The sequence below is a fragment of the Snodgrassella communis genome (assembly GCF_914768045.1).
Classification (GTDB): domain Bacteria; phylum Pseudomonadota; class Gammaproteobacteria; order Burkholderiales; family Neisseriaceae; genus Snodgrassella; species Snodgrassella communis.
Genome location: NZ_CAJZCD010000006.1, coordinates 24876 through 45840, shown reverse-complemented (window position 1 = coordinate 45840; position 20965 = coordinate 24876). Strand labels below are relative to the sequence as shown.

Genomic DNA, 20965 nt, shown 5'->3' with positions numbered 1-20965 from the left:
ATTCAGGCTGCCAGAAACCTATCTGTTTTCAGGCAGCCTCTAATTGAAGACTTACAGAGATACGCGGCGGAAATCAGCCAGCAACTGACTGATAAATACCAGAAAACGCATACCGGCTGCACCATCAATCACACGGTGATCAAAAGACAGAGACAGCGGGCACTGCAAGCGCGGTTCAAATTCTTTCCCATTCCAGCTCGGTTTAACCTGAGATTTGCATACACCCAGAATAGCCACTTCCGGTGCATTAATAATTGGCGTAAAGCCAGTACCACCAATGCCGCCCAAAGAAGAAATGGTAAAGGAAGCGCCCTGCATTTCCTGTGGCTTGAGTTTACCCTCGCGAGCCCGTTTACTCATGTCGGCCAGTTCCTGCGTGATTTCCTTCAAGCCTTTCTGGTCGGCATTCTTGATAACCGGTACCACCAAACCATTCGGCGTATCAGCAGCAAAGCCAATATGAATGTATTTCTTCAGAATCAGGTTATCGCCATCGAGCGAAGAATTGAATTCCGGAAATTCCTGTAAAGCTTTCACACAGGCCAGAATAATGAACGCCAACGGAGATACTTTAATACCAGCTCGTTCCCATTCTTTATTCAATTGCTTGCGGAATACCTCCAGATCATTCATGTCAGCATCTTCATGCAAAGTAACATGAGGAATCATTACCCAGTTACGCGCCAGATTCTGACCGGATATTTTCTTGATACGCGACAGCTCTTTGACTTCGATCTCACCAAATTTACTGAAATCCACCTTAGGCCACGGCAATAAATCCAGCCCACCGCCAAGAGAAGCACCTGCACCACCCTGTTCAACTTTCTGCATCACAGATTTAACAAAGCTACGCAAGTCTACCGGTGTAATACGCCCTTTACGGCCACTGCCGGTTACCCGTGCCAGATCTACACCCAGCTCACGAGCCAGTTTGCGTACAGACGGGCTGGCATGGGCTTTTGCAAAACCTTTTTCATCAATATCAGAGCTACCAAAGGCTTGTGGAACTTGGCTCTTGATTTCAGCACGCAAATCATTGTTCTCTGCAGATGGCGTTGCAGCAACCTGTTTTTTGATTTCTGCCACTTCTTTTTGTGCTGGTGTTGCTGAAGTATTCGCAGCAGTGCTGGCAGATGCAGCAACCACTTCAATTAGAGCACTGCCTTCAGAAACCTTGTCACCTACTTTCACATGCACCGCAGTAACCTTGCCGGCAACTGTAGACGGTACATCCATAGTAGCCTTGTCGGTTTCAAGTGTAACCAGTGTCTGATCAACAACCACTTCATCACCGACTTTAATATCCACCTCAATCACATCTACATTAGAGAAATTACCAATATCAGGCACTTTCACTGCAACAGATTGTGCAGATGTGTTGGTCGTGGCTATGGCTGGTGTGACTGGTGCTTCAGCTGCCGGCGCAGCAGCACTGGCAGCATCAGTAGCTTCCACTTTTACAATTACATTGCCTTCTGAAACCTTATCACCCACCTTAACCAGCACTTCTTTAACCACACCAGCATGGTCAGCAGGTACATCCATAGTGGCTTTATCGGTTTCGAGCGTAATCAGCGTATCATCTACCGCAATACTATCGCCAACCTTGACCGCCACATCAATAACATCGACACCAGTATAATTACCAATATCAGGCACTTTTATTTCTACAATCTGACTCATCATTATGTCCTTTGGTGACAGCAGGCATATACCTGCGTCTGACAATCGTTAGCTGCTATAGCCAAACCTGCCTGAAAGACATATGCATTCAGGCAGTCGGTTCATTAGCGTGTCCAGCTCGGTTCTACATCAGCTTTGATACCATATTTATTGATGGCATCCTGTACAACCTGTTTGCTGATTTTGCCTTCATCAGCCAGACCATTCAGGGCAGCCACCGCCACGTGGTAACGGTTGATTTCAAAGAACTCACGCAAATTGTCACGGGAATCACTGCGACCAAAGCCATCAGTACCCAGCACCGTAAATATATCCTGTGGTACATAGGCGCGGATACGGTCTGCAAAGTGACGTACATAATCAGTTGACGCCACAATCGGACCTTCGTGACCAGAAAGCAGTTGAGTCACATAAGGCACTTTCTGCGTATCAGTAGGATGCAGACGATTATAGCGCTCAATATTGATACCATCGCGATACAGTTCATTAAATGAAGTTACACTCCAGATGTTCGCATCTACATCAAAATCCTGTTTCAGCAGTGTGGCAGCAGCAATCACTTCCTGTAAAATCACACCACAGCCCATCAGCTGAACTTTGTGCTTGCCGCCAGTTCCTTCCTGTAACAGATACATACCTTTCAGAATCTGTTGCTCAATACCTTCTCGCTGCGGCATGGCCGGATGTTTGTAATTTTGATTCATTAGCGTGATGTAGTAGAACACATCTTCACGCTCTACATACATACGGTGCATACCGTGCTGAATAATCACGGCCACTTCATAAGAAAAAGACGGATCATAAGAAATACAGTTAGGAATCAGCTCAGCCTGAATATGGCTATGACCGTCCTGATGCTGTAAACCCTCACCATTCAAGGTTGTACGGCCAGAAGTACCACCCAGCATAAAGCCGCGTGCTCGCTGATCACCAGCAGCCCAAGCCAGATCGCCAATACGCTGGAAGCCAAACATTGAATAGTAAATATAAAACGGAATCAGCGGATAATCATTATTGGAATAGCTTGTAGCTGCTGCAATCCACGAGCTCATAGCACCGGGTTCGTTAATGCCTTCCTGAAAAATCTGACCATTTTTAGATTCTTTATAGAACATCAGTTGATCATGATCCTGAGGCGTATAAATCTGGCCTTTTGGATTCCAGATAGCATACTGACGGAATAGACCTTCCATACCAAAAGTACGGCTTTCATCCGGAACAATTGGTACTACCCGTTTACCAATATTCTTATCTTTCAACAGTGTGCTCAGAATACGCACAAATGCCATTGTAGTAGAAAATTCACGATCACCACTATCCTGCAACTGTGGAGCAAATTCACTTAGCGGAGGAATCGGTAATTGTTCAGAATCAGGATGACGATATGGCAGATAACCACCGAGCTGAGCACGGCGCTCTTTCATATACTTCATTTCTTCACTGTCTTCAGGCAGACGGAAAAATGGCAGCGTATGCTCCATCTCTTCATCAGTTACCGGAATCTGAAAACGATCACGGAACTGTTTCAAAGACTTCATATCCATTTTCTTGGCCTGATGGGCAGTGTTCTGTGCTTCACCAGACGCACCCATACCATAACCTTTAATGGTTTTAGCCAGAATCACTGTTGGACGACCATCTGGATTATTCACTGCTTCATAGTATGCCGCATACACCTTATGCGGATCATGACCACCACGATTCAGTGACCAGATCTCATCATCTGACATATTTGCCACCATGGCTTTCAGCTCAGGCGTATTGAAGAAGTGTTCGCGCACATAAGCGCCATTTTGTGATTTATACATCTGATAATCGCCATCAACACACTCTTCCATGCGTTTCTTCAGCAGATTATCCTTGTCCTGTGCCAGCAAAGCATCCCATTTGCTGCCCCAGATTACTTTCAGTACATTCCAGCCCGCACCACGGAAGTTGCCTTCCAGTTCCTGAATAATTTTTCCGTTACCACGTACTGGACCATCCAGACGTTGCAGATTACAGTTGACGACAAAAATCAGGTTGTCCAGACCATCACGGGCAGCCAATGCTATAGCCCCCTGACTTTCTGGTTCGTCCATTTCGCCATCACCACAGAACACCCATACCTTACGTCCCTGAGTCTTGGCCAGACCGCGGGATTCCAGATATTTCAGCAAACGTGCCTGATAAATACCCTGTATTGGACCTAGTCCCATAGATACAGTCGGGAATTGCCAGAAATCAGGCATCAGCCATGGATGAGGATATGAAGACAGACCATTGCCATTAACTTCCTGACGGAAATTACGCATTTGTTCTTCAGTCAGGCGACCCTCAACAAAAGCACGGGCATAAAAGCCTGGAGCACTATGACCTTGGAAGAAAACCAAATCACCTTCCTGATTCTCTGTTTTACCATGCCAAAAATGATTAAAACCAACATCATACAAAGTAGCGCAAGACTGGAAGCTAGCAATATGTCCGCCAAGCTCTAGATTTTTTTTGCTGGCATTTAATACCAGTGCTGCTGCATTCCAGCGCACCAGTGAACGAATGCGATGTTCTAATTCATGATTACCCGGTGATTTCTTTTCTTTACCAACAGGAATAGTATTTAAATAAGCGGTAGTGGCACTGAACGGCATGTAAATGCCCCGGCGACGTATATAACGCACCAGATTTTCCATCAAATAATGAGCGCGTTCAGGTCCCTCTTCTTTCAGCACCGAGCTGAGCGAATCCAGCCATTCCTGGGTTTCAATCGGATCGATATCTTGATCATGGAAGTCAGCAGACATAGCAATATCCTCTTTCATATGGGATTGAGTCATGAACAAAACACTTTATGTTGTTGTTATTTCATCTATTATTTTTTTTAATCAATTACTTTACCAAATTGATTAGAAAAAATACATAAAATTCAAACAACTTACAATAAATCTGCATAATCTTAATTGAACAAAAGCATATATTATTGTGGCGCAACATACTGTATTTACTTTCAAATCGTACCAGTGTGAGACGTAAACAGCAATGTTTTTTTACACCAATTTTCTGATTTAAAACAAATCATGGATTGTCACAAATTAAGCCATATCAACCGTTTACCATTTTCTTTCAATGAAAAATATCGATAATTGAATCAAATAAAAGTAAATATAAATAATATAATTTAAGCCAATACATATTCATCATTAATAAAAGCTATCACTCATTGATGTTTTTCTTATAAAAATCAGCCCAGTATTGCAATACAAGGTCTTACATAAGCTAACTGTAAAAAACATTATTCCTGCGCATATTCTGACTATGGCTAATCAACCCAAAACTTAGCAATATAAATGGCGTTACCTGTGAATGAAAAGTAAGAGACAGCAGCATAAATCACCAAATTCATCTACTATAGCTACGATGCTTACCCTTTAAATTTTAACTGTATGCCCTTAATTTAAATTAAATAGTAATTTAAAATTTAAAGAAATTTCCGCAAAGGACAGGACATGGCTGAACGTAACTATTATGAAATTCTGGGTGTAGACCGCAAAGCCAGTGATGACGATATCAAAAAAGCCTATCGCAAATTGGTACGCAAATATCATCCCGATGTCAGCAAAGACCCGGATGCCGTAGCCAAAACCAGCGAAATCAACATCGCCTATGAAACCCTGCACAATAAGGAAAAACGCGCAGAGTACGATGATATGCTGGCTAACCCTTTCCGGCAGGGCGGCCAGCAAAATGGTGCAGGCCGTAATGGCTATGAATATCAGCAATACGATTTTGATCCAAGCCATTTTAGTCAGAACGGAGCGTTTGGCAGCGGAGACTTTCGCTTTGATGATTTGTTTTCTGCTTTTGGCAGCAGTAACCGGCATGGCTTTCAGCAGAATCATACCGACCCGATGCGCGGTGAAGACCAGCATGCCGAGCTGGTAATTGATATTGCTGCGGCCTATCAGGGTGCGCAGCGTAACCTGTCACTGGATATGCCCACACTGAATGCTCAAGGGCAAATGACATATGCACGCAAAACCCTGAATGTAAAAATTCCAGCAGGCATTACCGAAGGACAGCAGATTCGGCTTAGTGGTCAAGGACTACCCGGCTTTAATGGCGGAACAGCCGGAGATTTATACCTGAAAATCAGCTTTCGTAATGAAGAAAATCTCTATGTCCAGAATCGCAAAGATGTTTACCAACGCATCAATGTTGCGCCGTGGACAGCTGCTCTGGGCGGCAAAACCGATATAACCACTCCTGCCGGCGCGTTAAGCGTGAATATTCCTGCCAATAGTCATAACGGTCAGAAAATGCGTTTAAAAGGAAAAGGAATACCAGCAAAAGAAGCAGGTGATTTATATTTATTGATTAATATTGTGCTGCCACAAGCCAGTACCGAAGCCGACCGTGCCGCATGGCAGACATTAGCCTCACATTATGCTGCTTTTCAGCCACAGAACCACGATTGATAGCAGGAGCGCAAAATGAGTAACAACCACCAAGATGTAGAATTAAGCTTTGATGATCTGGTTCGCGCCTGCGACAATCAAAGTAACTGGATATTAAGCCTGATAGCCGAAAGCGTTATTCCCGTTGAACAGGAACCACAATTGGCACGTTATACCGGCTATCACATGGCTATAGCCCGCCGTGCATGGCGCATCCATCGTGATTTCAATGCCAGTGCCAGTGCAACAGCCCTTATCCTGCAACTGCTCGACGAACTGGAAGATCTGCGTCGGCGTAGCTAATTCGGTTCAAATTATTATTATATATACCGTTTATTACTGATCGTTATCCGGCAATTGCGCTGACCCCATCCGCCGTAAAATCACATTGGCTTTACGACGGATTTCCTGATCGTGTGGATGATCGACGTAATAAAGTGGTCTGGGTACACGTGCAGCCAGCTTCGCTGCCTGTTGCGCAGACAATTGCATTGCCGTCCGCCCATATATAGTTTCACTCGCAGCTTCTGCTCCGAATACCCCATAGCCCCATTCTATTACATTCAGATATAAAGTAAAAATTCGGTCTTTATTAGTCGTAGCCTCCAGCAAAGAAGTAATCACCGCTTCTTCTGCCTTGCGCCAGTAATGTCGACTTTCAGACAAAAACAGATTTTTTGCTAATTGCTGGCTGATAGTTGAACCACCAGCCTTAATCCTGCCCTGATGTTCATTTTTCTTAATTGCTGTGCGAATACCATTCCAGTCAAAACCATCATGCTCGGCAAAGCGAGCATCTTCCGAAGCAATCAGGGCTTTTTTCAGATTAGGCGAAATCCGGTTATAAGCTACCCACTGATAATTTAATTGAGTATCAGGATGAGTTGTAGCCAGCTCATGCATACGCAATAGCATAAACATAGTACGATGTGGCGCCACAGCACGATATGTCAACAGACTACCATACACATAAGCATTAAATAGCAAAAATATCGTTACCAGTATAATTAAAAAATTGCGCACTATGCTCATGCCTGCTCCATCTCAACACGAATCTGACTAGTCACCGATCTGATATCTGGTCTGAATCCATGCCACAACTCATACGAAGCCGCAGCCTGTGCGACCAACATACCCAGACCATCAGCCAACTGAGAACATCCGGCGGCCTGTGCCTGAAGCAAAAAAGGAGTGAGCTTTCGCGCATACATCATATCGAATACCAGTTGTGCCCGCGCCAGTACAGCGGACGGCACAGGTAATTCCTGTCCATGTAAACTGCCAGAGGTCGCATTAATTATCACATCATAATGCGGTTCAATCTGGTTTAATTTACACCAGTTCACCTGATGCGCCTGTGCCAATGCCTGTGCTTTATCTACAGAGCGGTTAGCAATAGTTAGCGACGCAGGCTGTTGCTGCAAAAGCGGCTGAATTACCCCACAGGCAGCCCCACCGGCACCTAGCAATAAGATATGCTTGTCATGCAACGAGAATGACATTAACTCCTCAATTGCCCGAACCAGCCCGATACCATCAGTATTGTCCCCTAATAAATGCCCGTCGCGCCAAAACAGCGTGTTAACCGCTTTAGCCGCCTGTGCCCGTGCTGTCAATATATCAGCTAATTCGAAAGCTTCGTGTTTAAAAGGCACTGTAACATTGGCTCCAATTCCGCCTGTAACAAAAAAATCGCGTGCAGTTTTTGCAAATTCATCAAATGGAACCAAACATCGCTCATAAATTAACTTACGTCTCTCCTGAGCAGCAAAAGCCTGATGTATTTGCGGAGAGCGGCTATGCGCTATTGGATTACCAAAAACGACAAACACCTTTCTTCTCCCCCTCATGTGTAAAAATTGTCCCTATTATCCAGCCTACGCTCACGAATAGCAAAACAGCAATCTTTATCAGACAATAATTGATTACCTAAGATTCAGAATATCAGAATCAGCACAGCGCGAAGAAAAAATCAATTATTTTGATGTATAGATTAAATTCAAACCAGTGTATTGTCTTGCACAGATACAGCGTTTCAAACACCACCAGCTCATCGCTGAAGTAGTGGCGCAGCCTCCTATGATGACTGCTATCCGGTCACATCACTCACTAATTCTGCTTCTCATTCATCAGCAAATACAAAGTGACACATTCCATCAACAGATCAAAACTGAAACAAACCAACTCAGCCCATAGTTTATCGCATCTACTTAAAACAGCCAGACAGCCACTACCCCCTAATAACATCAGCTGATAGTTTACGAAATCTGATACAAACCAGAGTGAAGATATATAACAAATTGTTTTAAAAAAAATAATTTAAGAGACGATAAAAAAAGGCTTTTTTTTTACATCAGTGCATTTTTTTTACAAAGCGATTGTGGCAGAATCAAATTAACTTAAAAAGAGAGTACCCTACTCTCCAGACCTTAATGGGAGTCCTGAAATGTCAGTAAAAAATGTAGTTAACCTGATTGAAGAAAACGAAGCCAAATTTATAGATTTGCGTTTTACCGATACCAAAGGCAAACAGCAACACGTATCCGTACCTGCCCGGATTGTACTGGAAGACCCTGAAGAATGGTTTGAAAACGGTCAGGCTTTTGATGGTTCATCTATCGGTGGCTGGAAAGGTATTCAGGCTTCTGATATGACTCTGAAACCAGATGCATCAACAGCATTCATTGATCCATTTTACGATGATACTACCGTCGTTTTAACCTGTGATGTCATCGATCCAGCTAATGGACAAGGTTATGATCGCGATCCGCGCTCCATCGCCAAACGTGCTGAAGCCTACTTGAAATCCACCGGCATCGGTGATACCGCTTTCTTTGGCCCAGAACCAGAATTTTTCGTGTTTGACGGCATAGAGTGGCAAACCGACATGAGCGGCACACGTTACAAAATTCATTCCGAAGAAGCAGCATGGTCTAGTGGCGAATCTTATGATGGCCAGAATACCGGCCACCGCCCAGGTGTTAAAGGTGGTTATTTCCCAGTTGCACCAGTTGATTCCGGTCAGGATTTACGTTCTGCCTGCACCCAGACATTAGAAGCCATAGGTATCCCCGTTGAAGTACATCACCATGAAGTTGCAACGGCTGGTCAGATGGAAATCGGCACCCGCTTCAATACCTTGGTGCGTCGGGCTGACTGGACTCAGGACATGAAATACGTCATTCAGAATGTAGCGCACAATTTTGGTAAAACAGCTACCTTTATGCCAAAACCCATTATGGGAGATAATGGTTCTGGAATGCATGTGCATCAATCTATCTGGAAAGACGGACAGAACTTGTTTTCCGGCGATGGCTATGCAGGTCTGTCTGACTTAGCGTTATATTACATTGGTGGCATCATCAAACATGCCAAAGCACTGAATGCATTAACCAACCCGTCAACCAACTCCTACAAACGTCTGGTACCGCATTTTGAAGCGCCAACCAAACTGGCTTACTCTGCCAAAAACCGTTCGGCATCTATCCGCATTCCGTATGTAGCCAGCTCAAAAGCACGCCGTATCGAAGCACGCTTTCCAGATCCTACCGCTAATCCTTATCTGGCTTTCGCTGCACTATTAATGGCCGGTCTGGATGGTATCCAGAACAAAATTCATCCGGGTGACCCATCAGATAAAAACCTGTACGACCTACCACCAGAAGAAGATGCCTTAGTACCAACCGTATGTGCATCTCTGGAAGAAGCACTGGATGCCCTTAAAGCTGACCACGAATTTCTTACCCGTGGAGGAGTATTCAGCCAAGACTGGATCGATAGCTACATCGAATTCAAGAGCGAAGATGTAAAATGTATTCGCATGGCTCCACACCCACTTGAATTTGAAATGTATTACAGCCTGTAATCAGCCATAGTAGCATCAAGCTAACTCATCAAGACCGTTACTCAGGATACAAGCCAAACCTGTACGTTCATCCTGCCAGTGTAACGGTCTTATTTACATCTGTTTATTCTGCCAGCCGATAAAATAACTTTATAGCCACATATCACCTGCAAAAATCTTTTATTTGCTTAATTCAGCAATTTTCCCTATCACTGATCATCAATCTTCTTAAGAATAAAGCAACTCATACTGTCGCAAAAACAGACTATTACTTGTGTATTTTCTCTTATTGACATAGTACAGCGCAGGCATTCATGGCGATGATGTCTGCTATACGGTAACATTATACTTATCTGAAGCTAAAACATTTTCATTATGACAGCGCAAGACATGCTCGCCACTATAGACCTTGGTTCCAATAGTTTTCGGCTCCAGATTTGCCATAATCAGAGCGGGCACCTACAAGTAGTAGATTCCATCAAAGAAATGGTGCGTTTAGCTGCTGGACTAGACGAGCAAAAAAATCTTGATCAGGCTTCCCAGCAACGTGCATTAAACTGTCTGGCCAGATTCGGAGAAAGGCTACGTGGCTTTAAACCCGATCAGGTACGGGTTGTTGCAACCAACACTTTTCGTGTGGCCAAAAATATCAGCCAGTTTATCCCGCAGGCCGAAGCAAAACTAGGTTTTCCCATTGATATTATTGCCGGGCGTGAAGAGGCACGCCTGATTTACACCGGCGTTGTGCATACCCTCCCACCCAAAGATGAAAACATGCTGGTAATCGATATCGGTGGTGGTTCAACTGAATTTGTCATCGGGCATGACTTACAGCCAGCCATCACCGAAAGCCTCAACCTAGGCTGCGTATCCTACAGTATGCGTTTCTTCCCTCGCGGTAAAATAAATAACAAGAATTTTCAGGCAGCAGTTAACAGTGCCCGTGCTGAAATTCAGCGTATCTCTGTTGCACTAAAAAATATAGGCTGGAAATATGCTATCGGTACATCTGGTTCGGCACGTTCCATTCGCGATGTTATTGCTATTGGTGACGAATCCACTGATGCCATCACCGCCACACAAATGCACAAAATCGCTAATCACATCATAGCAGCAGGCAGCATCAAAAAAGCCAAACTGGAAGGATTAAAAACAGACCGGATGGATGTTTTTGCTGGTGGTCTGGCCGTTATGATTGCAGCTTTTGCCGAACTGAACATCAGCGAAATGACCATCACTGATGCAGCACTACGTGATGGTGTATTTTATGACATGATCGGGCGCCAACTAGGCGACGACATGCGCAACCAAACTATTACCGATTTTCAGAAACGTTACCATGTTGATACTGCTCAGGCACACAGAGTAGCCACTCTGGCGCAGGTGATATTCAGCCATCTAACTGCCGCCGTGACTCCGGATCATCTAGAACAGTGGCAACAGTATATACGCTGGGCTGCCCAACTACACGAAATCGGTCTGGACATTTCCCATACCGGCTTTCACAAACATGCCGCCTATATCCTTGAGCAGGCTGATATGCCCGGCTTTTCTCGTAAAGAACAGCACATACTTGCTACCATGGTACTGGGACAACGTGGAGATCTGCGTAAAATTGCCGAATTTATCCAGCAGGAAATGTTGTGGCTGAGCATACTTTCACTGCGGCTAGCTGCATTATTCTGCCGGTCTCGACAAAATATTCAGATACCCGTAAACCAGTGCAATATCCACTATCACAAAGGCACCAAACAACTAGTAATCAGCACAGGCACAGAATGGCTAACTCACAACCCCCTGACCGCAAGTGTCTTATTGCAGGAATCAGCTTTATGGCACAAAATTGGCTTACAGCTAGAAATCAGGGCTATTTGATCCCTATTTAGTCAAGGATGTCCCATGAATATACCGCCACATGCTTCCAGTAATAAACTAGCTCAGACACACAGTCTGCCCAGTCTGGCACATCGCAGCAACATCAGCGGCATGCCAACACAATCACTGTCTATTATCCGGATTACATCCAGACAACTGCATAGTCACAGCTATACCGGCGCGGATATATCCAATAAAAATATCCCGGCCCCTACAAAAGATAGCCTTACATGGATTCATTTAATCGGCATTACCGATAATGAACAGCTACACCAGCTATTACAGATATTCAACATCCACGAACTGGCAATGGAAGACATACTTAGTCGCAAACAACGTCCTAAAATCGAAAATTACGGACATTATCTGTTTGTGGCTGCACGTGTCTTTGCCTATAAAAAACAGAAACTGCAATACAACCAGATATACATCATCATCGGCCAAAACTACATCATCACCTTTCAGTTCGAACCCCTGGGACTACTAGAAGTAATCCGCGAATATATCCAGTACAATTACAGCGAAATCTATAACAAAGGCATTGATTTTCTTGCTTACTCATTATTGGATCGAATTGTTGATGATTACTTCGTTACAGTAGATGAATTTGATAATCGTGTCGAAGGTTTGGATAAACAGCTATTTAGCAACAAAAATAAAAACCTGTTGGTTTCCATCCATCAACTGAAACGTGATGCCATCAACTTACGGCGTACCCTGTCCCCCATTCGAGATATTGTCGGCCGTATCGTACATAATGAATTTCCACTGTTCACCAAAGACATACACGTCTATTTACTGGATGTTTACGACCACACCCAGCAACTAATGGAAACCCTTGACAGCGCGCGCGACACCGTAATGGGCATGATGGATGTTCACCTGTCCTATCAATCCAACCACCTTAATGAACAAATGCGCATGCTCACCGTGTTTACCATAATCGTCATGCCACTGAATGTCTTAACCGGCATATATGGCATGAATTTTGACAACATGCCTGAGCTGCACTGGCACTATAGCTACTATGTAGTACTCAGCCTTATGGCAACTTTAATCATTAGCCTACTAACATATTTTTATAGAAAACATTGGTTATAACTACGGATTCTATCAAAACAAACAACATTTACAGCGAGACATTAAATAACGCATACATCAGAGATAATCTCAAGAGGTAATCTCATGATAACAACGTCATTGCCACCATAAAGTGGCAACATCCACCCTCCATGTCCGTTCTTATATTTCTCAGCATGAGCAAATTTTTATAGTGACGTACATAGCAGCAATATACACAAACTGCTGGTTTAGGTAGTTTATGCCTGTCCCAGTCGTTATTCTGGCAAATTTGTAGTAACATTATTCGTCGAACAGGTATCCATACACGCCAGCGAACACCTTACCTTTTACGTCTCTGTTAACCATGTCAAACGTACCAGCATAGACACTGGCATCCGGATTCAAGCACAGGACAGTCTGCAATGCTCCGTCCGCCATACCAATAGCTGCTATTTCAATATCGTAACCATTGATAAAAATAGCAACCCACAGTAGTACCCCTACTATGTATCAACAGTAAAAAACAGGCATGTCGTTTTCAGAAAGGCATTTTTCGCAAAGAAGCGCGTTTAAAAACTGCGGAAACCAAACACAAACCATACACTGATTATTATTGAAAGTTGAAATAAATGTTTACAGGCATCGTTCAGGGTTTAGGCATCGTCACCGCCATTAATGAGCACCACCAGCTACGTACCTTACAAGTACGTCTGCCAGAAAACGCCAGCGATAACCTCAGTATTGGCGCCTCCATCGCCAACAATGGCTGCTGCCTCACCATCACATCTATCAAAGGAGACGAAGTATGTTTCGATATCATGGCAGAAAGTCTGGCTAAAACCAATCTGGGGCTGCTGCAAGTAGGCGATGCAGTCAACATTGAACGTGCCGCACGTTATGGTGATGAAATCGGTGGCCATATCATGAGCGGCCATATTTTCACCACCACCACCATCAGCCGGATTGAAGATACCCAGAATAACCGCACCATCTGGTTTAACCTTCCCGACAATACCAAGCCCTATATCCTCACCAAAGGCTTTATTGGCCTCAATGGTTGCAGCCTTACTATCGGTGAAGTAACCGGAACTGAATTTAATGTACACCTGATTCCCGAAACCATAAACCGAACGCTGTTTGGAAGCTGCCAAGTAAATGATTGCATTAATCTGGAACTAGACGCACAAACACAAGCAATCGTTGACACCGTACAAAAATACATGCAACAGCACGCCGAAAAATCAAAAATTTATTAATATTTAATAACGTATAGTATAAATAGCCCTAGTGAACCATGCTGCCTGTTTTAGCACCCTATATCCAATCAGAGTCACATTATTTAATGCCTTACAAGGTCTTCCAGAACTATAACCCATTAATTAGTTACCGTTCTTGTTTATGGCAAACCAGTTAAAAGATATAACCTAATCCGTATAATTAAACCGTTTAATATGCCTGTTTTGCTATGGGCTGCTAAAGTTGAAATAATCATTAAGCATACCATTTAACTTCCTCAGTTGATATACACTATTTCCTTAAGCGTCGATTCATAATCTACTCTTACGTTTAACGGGTAACCACCATATTCAGCCAGATTACTCAGCTAACGGCCGGTTACCCAAACTCGAATTGCTGAATATATTAATAAAAAAAATATCGGAATACTTTTTGCCAATATCGCAAGTCTGGAAAAATATGGACCAATTAATTCAAGAATACGTTATCAAACATTTTGCCTGCAAATGAAATCAGCGTTAACAAACCTCATCGGTATCATGTTTTACCACCAGATGAAATTTATACAAGTTTGCCGATTCGAACTGAATACCTTCGTGAATCCGCTTTCCTTATTGCATAAATAGCTGTTTTCATAGGATTGACTCACGCTCCCATTGGCAAAGTGAGTCAATAAATCACATATGACGCAAGTGATTAATCCGGTTGTCCAGTGTAGGATGAGTACTAAAAAGAGAATCAGCAGCTTCGCTGGCAATTCCCATAGCAGACATACCGGCTGGCAGATGACTTACCTCACCTTTCAAACGCTGTAAAGCAGCAATCATTTTCGGAGCCCCCACCAGACGGGCTGCACCAGCATCAGCACGATATTCGCGATGGCGGCTAAACCACATCACAACCAGACTGGCCAGAAAACCAAAAGTTATCTGTAAAATCATACTCGCCATGTAATAAGTATTATAGGACACCTCACCATCATCATTTCTGGACACAGCCTCTGCAATACGACGAGCCCAGAAAAAAACAAAAGTATTAACCACACCCTGCAACAATGTCATTGTCACCATATCACCATTGCCAATATGAGCCATTTCATGAGCAAGTACTGCTTCTACCTCATCCTGAGACATACCGTGCAATAAACCCGTACTGACAGCAATCAGCGAACTATTACATGTGGCACCGGTGGCAAAAGCATTTGGTTCAGGCGAATCATAAATAGCCACTTCCGGCATAGAAATATTCCATTGACTGGACAGATTCGCAACCGTATTCAGCAACCAAGCTTCAGCAGCTGTTTTTGGCTGGCCAATTATTTGACCATTAACCGAATTGAGTGCCAACGTTTTGGACATAATCAAAGAAACAACAGATCCAGTAAAGCCAACTACAGTGGCCAGCAATAACAGACTGCACAGAGCACTGCCATGAACCTTAATTCCCAAAAGCGCACAAAGAATATTCAGAACAACATTAATAACAATGATGACTGCAAAATTGGTAACAATAAACAATACAATACGTTTCACATTATGCCCTTTTAATTTCTGCAAAATTTAGTCAGCACAATATTAGTGACATATTTAATCATCAATAATCAATTTGTAATCACACTGGCTGGTGTATAAAACAAAGCAGAATTCTCATTTGAGTAATATCAAAAAAGACCAAAGATATTGAATTTAACCATCCAAATCATCACAACTGAGCCAGATCAAGCAATTCACATATATCTTTATAATACTAAAATACCAAAAACCGCCAAGCTTTATAGACGCACTTCGCCATGACCCAAAACAATCCATTTTTGGCTAGTCAGTCCTTGTAAGCCTACAGGGCCACGCACATGAATTTTATCAGTAGAAATACCAATCTCAGCGCCCAAACCATACTCATATCCATCAGCAAAGCGAGTCGATGCATTAACCATTACACTAGCTGAATCTATCGCACGTAAAAATAACTGAGCATGAGGTAAATTATCAGTAACAATAGTATCAGTATGATGACTGCCATAGTGATTGATGTGACTAATAGCCTCATTAACATCATTCACAACTTTAATCGAAAGAATCGGAGCCAGATATTCAGTTGACCAATCTGCTTCCGTTGCCGGAATAATTTTATCACCTAAAATTTGCTGAGTTCGTTCACAACCGCGTAGCTCAACATTTTTTTCATCATACTTTCGCTGTAGTAAAGGCAATAACTCTGCTGCACGATTTACATGAACCAACAAAGTTTCCATAGTATTGCAGGTACCATAACGAGAAGTTTTAGCATTTACAGCGATATTAATCGCCATATCTGTTGCTGCGAATACATCAATATACACATGACATATTCCATCAAGATGCTTAATAACAGGCACACGAGCTTTCTCATTTACCCGTTGCACCAATCCTTTACCACCACGGGGAATAATCACATCCACATAATCAGGCAAATTCACCAAAATATCCACACCAGCACGATCAGTCTCAGTAATCAGATTGACCGCAGCTTCCGGTAACCCTGCTCTTATTAGCGAAGATGTAACAACCGCCGCAATTGCCCGATTACTATTAATCGCCTCAGATCCGCCACGTAAAATACAACTATTACCAGATTTCAGACATAAAATTGCAGCATCAAGCGTAACATTCGGTCGCGACTCATAAATCATGCCAATAACCCCTAATGGCACACGCATTTTACCTAGCATCATACCACTTGGAAGCCTACGGAATTCATCCATCTCCCCCACAGGATCAGCAAGTGCAATTACCTGATGCACACCATCAATCATGGCATCAATACCACGCCCAGTTAATTGCAGCCGATCCAGCAATGCGGCATCTAGACCCTGCAAACGAGCTAAGTTCATATCAACTTCATTGGCAGCAAGAATTGCTTCCCGCTGTTTAGCCAAGCCCTCAGCAATAAAAGACAAGGCCTGATTCTTTTGGGCAGCAGAAACAGTAGTTAAAGCAAAATAAGCCTCTTTAGCTGCTTTAGCCATCTCAGTAATATATTTGGTCAATCCCATGCAAATTTACTTTCCAGCAAGTAACGCAAAAATCATTCTTATTCTCATATAAAATCACAATAGACACATTTACCCAACTACAATAATCCTTGCATATCACCCAATATCCAAATTATACGTAAACATTATTACGTTTAGAAAAAATACCAAAGCACTGTCAAACTAATCAATAAGCGTATCAGTTGAAACTTTAAACTGAGTTTGCGGTTTTAATACGATCAGACTATCAACAGCACCAATCGCATTAATATCCTTGTTTGGATAATCCAGTTCCGTCAGAAAATAGCGAATACAATTAAGCCGAGCTCGCTTTTTATCATCAGACTTAATCACTGTCCACGGTGCATCACCAGTATGCGTATGAAAAAACATATCATTTTTAGCTGCCGTATAATCATCCCAGCGATCTAGTGATTGAATATCAACAGGAGAAAGTTTCCAGTGTTTTAACGGATCGTCACGTCGGGAAATAAACCGGCGTAACTGCTCCTCTCTTGATACCGAAAACCAAAACTTAAACAAATAAATACCACTGTTCACCAGCATACGTTCCAGTTCTGGCGTTTGACGCATAAACTGTAAATATTCATGAGGCTGACAAAAGCCCATTACCCGTTCCACACCAGCACGGTTATACCAAGAACGATCAAAAAACACCATCTCGCCACTAGTAGGTAAACGTTCAATATAGCGCTGAAAATACCACTGACCTTTTTCAGTCTCACTGGGCTTTTCCAGTGCCACAACCCGGGCACCACGCGGATTAAGATGCTCCATAAAGCGTTTAATCGTGCCCCCCTTACCCGCTGCATCACGCCCCTCAAACAAAGATACAATTTTCTGACCAGATTCCTTAACCCAGTTTTGCACTTTTAGCAATTCAATTTGCAATCTAGCCTTTTCACGTTCATATGTTGCACGTCGCATACGTGTCCGATAAGGATAGCTTGCAGGTAAAGGAGCAGTAGAAGAATCTTCATCAGAATGTTTGCCCTGATACTTCAACACACTTTCATCAAAAACATTTAATTTAACATCTTTATCCTGAACGTTACTTTCAGTAACCTGATCAGATTGCAATTGCTGCGCACTCATATTATTCCTTTCCTCTCTGGCTCCGAGTAAACCAAAACTTTCTTTTCTAAGAAATCCGATAATCTGAATAAATATTGTAACCCAAACTCGTACTTATATACCAAATAAGTCGTTATAATATAATTAATTAAATGAATATCTAATCTATAACAGCATAACTTCTTTGCTTAAGCAACGACATAATTGCCTGCAAATACTCCCATTTACACAATAAAGCCTAACAGATTAGTCAGCATAAATGCTTATCTAACGTACCAATAAAAAACGGATAATCAAAACTGATTACCCGTTCAATAAACTTCAATACCACAGATGACTAAAACAGAGAGTCTAACTGACTATTATTACCTGATTGAGGAGCTATTGGAATTTCACCTGTATCATCAGTACCACCATTATCATTGGTAGTAGTATTATTTGTGCCGGCTGTAACCGGACCATCTGCACGATTATCCAGCGGCAAATTAGGATTAGTTGACTGATATTCTTTAAGAAAATACTCGCCAGACTTCTGCACAATACCAGCTGGAACGGAGAGTTTAACCACCGGTTTGCCTTTCAAGGCATAGCGCATATATTCTACCCACACCGGTAAAGCAATAGTTCCACCAAAGGCTGAACGCCCCATACTGCGAGGTCGGTCAAAGCCAATAAACACAGCACTGACCACATTTTGATTAAAACCAACAAACCATGCATCTTTATTATTATTGGTTGTACCAGTTTTACCTGCAATATCATTTCTTCCCAGTGCACGGGCACCATAAGCTGTGCCACGATTAACCACATCCATCATCATGCTATACATAATAAATGCATTACGAGGATCAATAGCCAGTGGTGCATTCTGATTGGCTACCAATGGCTGCATCTGCGCCCGCAAATTACCATGGCCATCGTAAATCCGGTCAATCACATAATTGGAAACCTTAAAACCACCATTGGCAAAAATAGCATAACCCTCCGCCATCTGCATAGGTGTCACCTCACCACTGCCCAAAGCCATAGATAAACTGTTGGGTATCTGATCCGGGCGAAAACCGAAATGCTGTATATACTGTCTGGCATAGTCAACACCCATCGCCATCAATATACGAATCGAAACCATATTCTTGGATGCTGTTAATGCCTGACGTAGCGTAATAAATCCAGCATAACGTCCATCAGAATTTTTGGGTGTCCAAGCACGTCCACCCGCGCCCATCCCCGGCAAAATTAAAGGAGCATCATTTACCACAGTCGCAGGCGTAAAACCCTTTGCAATGGCCGCTGAATAAATAAATGGTTTAAAAGAAGAACCTGGCTGCCGCTTGGCCTGAGTAGCACGATTAAAACTACGCCGGTAAAAATCATAACCACCAACCAGAGCCCTTACCGCACCAGTCTGTGCATCCAAAGCAACAATAGCGCCCTGAAGTTCCGGCTGCTGCACCACACGATAGCTTTTACCGTCATCGCGCACATGTACCACCGAACCAATACGGATTGAAGCCTCTCCTAATTTGGGATTATTAATAGCTCGCCTAATCCAGTTATAACCATTACCACTAATACGACTTTCACCTACGCCAGCTATATATACCGTCATAGAATTTGAATCCAGCGCAGTTACCACAGCCGGCACCATACCATCCACTGCGGAACGATTAGCCAGATACTGTTCTATTTGCTCTTCACGAATATCTTCTGGAATCTTACTCAGATCAAAAAAACCTTCTGCTCCCCGGTAGGCCGAACCCTTATCAAAATTAGTCAGCGCTTTACGCAACGCCTGTGTAGCAATAGCCTGATCCTGTGAATTAACAGTCGTATAAACCCGGAAACCTTGGGTATAAGCTGCATCACCATATTTCTCATACATCTGCTGACGTACCATTTCTGCAACATAAAGAGAATTCTGGTCTATAGACTGATGATAATGCACATACTGTAATGGCTCAGTAAAGGCCGCGTCAGCCTGAGCAGCAGTAATCTTACCCATTTCCACCATATTATTCAGAATATAGCGCTGACGTATCTTAGCTCGTTGCGGATTTACAACAGGATTAAAAGTGGAAGGTGCTTTGGGTAAACCGGCCAGAATCGTTGCCTCTGCCAAATCCAGTTTTTGAACCGGTTTATTAAAATACATCAGAGACGCAGCAGCAAAGCCATAGGCACGCTGCCCCAGATAAATCTGATTAAAATAAAGCTCAAGAATTTGATCTTTAGTTAAATTTTGCTCAATCTTATAGGCAAGAAGAGCCTCATTAAATTTACGTGTATATGTGCGCTCATTGGTAAGGTAAAAATTACGCGCCACCTGCTGGGTAATCGTACTGGCACCTGACTGTACACCACCCGTTATATTATAAATTAGTGCACGGGTAATACCGATAAAATCAACCCCGCTATGCTCATAAAACCGTTTATCTTCAGCTGCTATAACTGCATCCTTGAGCACCTGAGGAAAGTCATTGATTCGGGTAAAAGCACGTCGTTCCTCACCAAACTGCCCCATAAGCTTACCATCGGCAGAGTAGATTGTTAGTGGCATCTTGGGTTGATAATGTGTCACAGCTTCCAGAGACGGCAATTTAGGATACGTAACCAAAATTGCAATCGCCACCAGACCAGCAGCAAAAAGCCCCAGCCCAACCAACAAACCTACGGTAGATAGTAATAATTTTCTAATCATAATCAACTAATTTTCATTTAAAGGCTGCGAAA

15 protein-coding genes are annotated in these 20965 nt (G+C 43.0%); 6 read left to right on the top strand and 9 right to left on the bottom strand.

Annotation, left to right across the window (positions count from 1 at the left end; translation table 11 throughout):
* Positions 1 to 51: 51 nt before the first annotated feature.
* Both aceF and aceE read right to left on the bottom strand, forming a co-directional pair.
* Positions 52 to 1683: a dihydrolipoyllysine-residue acetyltransferase gene (gene aceF / locus MJ761_RS07230; RefSeq protein WP_093091549.1), complete on the bottom strand. Its 1632-nt coding sequence runs from the start codon at positions 1681 to 1683 to the stop codon at positions 52 to 54.
* Positions 1684 to 1787: 104 nt separating this feature from the next.
* Positions 1788 to 4496 carry a pyruvate dehydrogenase (acetyl-transferring), homodimeric type gene (gene aceE / locus MJ761_RS07225; RefSeq protein ID WP_369796835.1) on the bottom strand — a complete coding sequence of 903 codons (2709 nt, stop codon included), beginning with the start codon at positions 4494 to 4496 and terminating at the stop codon, positions 1788 to 1790.
* A gap of 669 nt (positions 4497 to 5165) precedes the next feature.
* Here aceE and MJ761_RS07220 point away from each other — a divergent pair.
* Complete coding sequence (locus tag MJ761_RS07220; protein ID WP_093091545.1) at positions 5166 to 6134, top strand: DnaJ C-terminal domain-containing protein; 969 nt, start codon at positions 5166 to 5168, stop codon at positions 6132 to 6134.
* Between the two features lie 15 nt (positions 6135 to 6149).
* Positions 6150 to 6416, top strand: a complete 267-nt coding sequence (locus tag MJ761_RS07215) for a chaperone modulator CbpM (protein WP_037405178.1) — start codon at positions 6150 to 6152, stop codon at positions 6414 to 6416.
* A gap of 33 nt (positions 6417 to 6449) precedes the next feature.
* On the opposite strand, the gene mtgA is transcribed toward MJ761_RS07215, so the two are convergent.
* Together mtgA and aroE are read right to left on the bottom strand one after the other, a co-directional pair.
* Positions 6450 to 7145, bottom strand: a complete 696-nt coding sequence (gene mtgA, locus MJ761_RS07210; protein ID WP_093091543.1) for a monofunctional biosynthetic peptidoglycan transglycosylase — start codon at positions 7143 to 7145, stop codon at positions 6450 to 6452.
* Positions 7142 to 7963, bottom strand: a complete 822-nt coding sequence (gene aroE, locus MJ761_RS07205; protein ID WP_093091541.1) for a shikimate dehydrogenase — start codon at positions 7961 to 7963, stop codon at positions 7142 to 7144. The genes mtgA and aroE overlap by 4 nt, the downstream gene beginning before the upstream one ends.
* Before the next feature lie 596 nt (positions 7964 to 8559).
* Between aroE and glnA the strand changes: the two genes are divergently transcribed.
* The 3 genes from glnA (at position 8560) to corA (ending at position 12933) form a co-directional block, all read left to right on the top strand.
* A complete protein-coding gene (gene glnA / locus MJ761_RS07200) occupies positions 8560 to 9978 on the top strand; it encodes a type I glutamate--ammonia ligase (protein WP_037405175.1) in 1419 nt (472 codons plus the stop codon).
* A 354-nt stretch (positions 9979 to 10332) separates the two neighbouring features.
* Positions 10333 to 11832, top strand: a complete 1500-nt coding sequence (gene ppx, locus MJ761_RS07195) for an exopolyphosphatase (RefSeq protein WP_093091539.1) — start codon at positions 10333 to 10335, stop codon at positions 11830 to 11832.
* Between the two features lie 24 nt (positions 11833 to 11856).
* The gene (gene corA, locus MJ761_RS07190) at positions 11857 to 12933 is read left to right on the top strand and encodes a magnesium/cobalt transporter CorA (RefSeq protein ID WP_093091537.1); all 1077 of its coding nucleotides are present in this window, start codon (positions 11857 to 11859) and stop codon (positions 12931 to 12933) included.
* Between the two features lie 261 nt (positions 12934 to 13194).
* On the opposite strand, the gene MJ761_RS07185 is transcribed toward corA, so the two are convergent.
* The gene (locus MJ761_RS07185) at positions 13195 to 13332 is read right to left on the bottom strand and encodes a hypothetical protein (protein WP_176715051.1); all 138 of its coding nucleotides are present in this window, start codon (positions 13330 to 13332) and stop codon (positions 13195 to 13197) included.
* A gap of 191 nt (positions 13333 to 13523) precedes the next feature.
* On the opposite strand from MJ761_RS07185, the gene MJ761_RS07180 reads away from it, so the two are divergent.
* Entirely contained in the window at positions 13524 to 14150 is a 627-nt protein-coding gene (locus MJ761_RS07180) for a riboflavin synthase subunit alpha (RefSeq protein ID WP_093091535.1), read from the top strand.
* 657 nt (positions 14151 to 14807) lie between these two features.
* Here the strand turns inward: MJ761_RS07180 and htpX are convergent.
* The 4 genes from htpX to MJ761_RS07160 form a co-directional block, all read right to left on the bottom strand.
* Positions 14808 to 15662 carry a protease HtpX gene (gene htpX / locus MJ761_RS07175; protein WP_093091735.1) on the bottom strand — a complete coding sequence of 285 codons (855 nt, stop codon included), beginning with the start codon at positions 15660 to 15662 and terminating at the stop codon, positions 14808 to 14810.
* 239 nt (positions 15663 to 15901) lie between these two features.
* The gene (locus MJ761_RS07170; protein WP_093091533.1) at positions 15902 to 17161 is read right to left on the bottom strand and encodes a glutamate-5-semialdehyde dehydrogenase; all 1260 of its coding nucleotides are present in this window, start codon (positions 17159 to 17161) and stop codon (positions 15902 to 15904) included.
* 162 nt (positions 17162 to 17323) lie between these two features.
* Positions 17324 to 18256: a polyphosphate kinase 2 gene (gene ppk2, locus MJ761_RS07165; RefSeq protein WP_093091531.1), complete on the bottom strand. Its 933-nt coding sequence runs from the start codon at positions 18254 to 18256 to the stop codon at positions 17324 to 17326.
* Positions 18257 to 18572: 316 nt separating this feature from the next.
* Positions 18573 to 20933 (bottom strand): penicillin-binding protein 1A, encoded by a 2361-nt coding sequence (locus MJ761_RS07160; RefSeq protein WP_093091529.1) that lies wholly within the window; start codon positions 20931 to 20933, stop codon positions 18573 to 18575.
* Positions 20934 to 20965 lie beyond the last annotated feature (32 nt).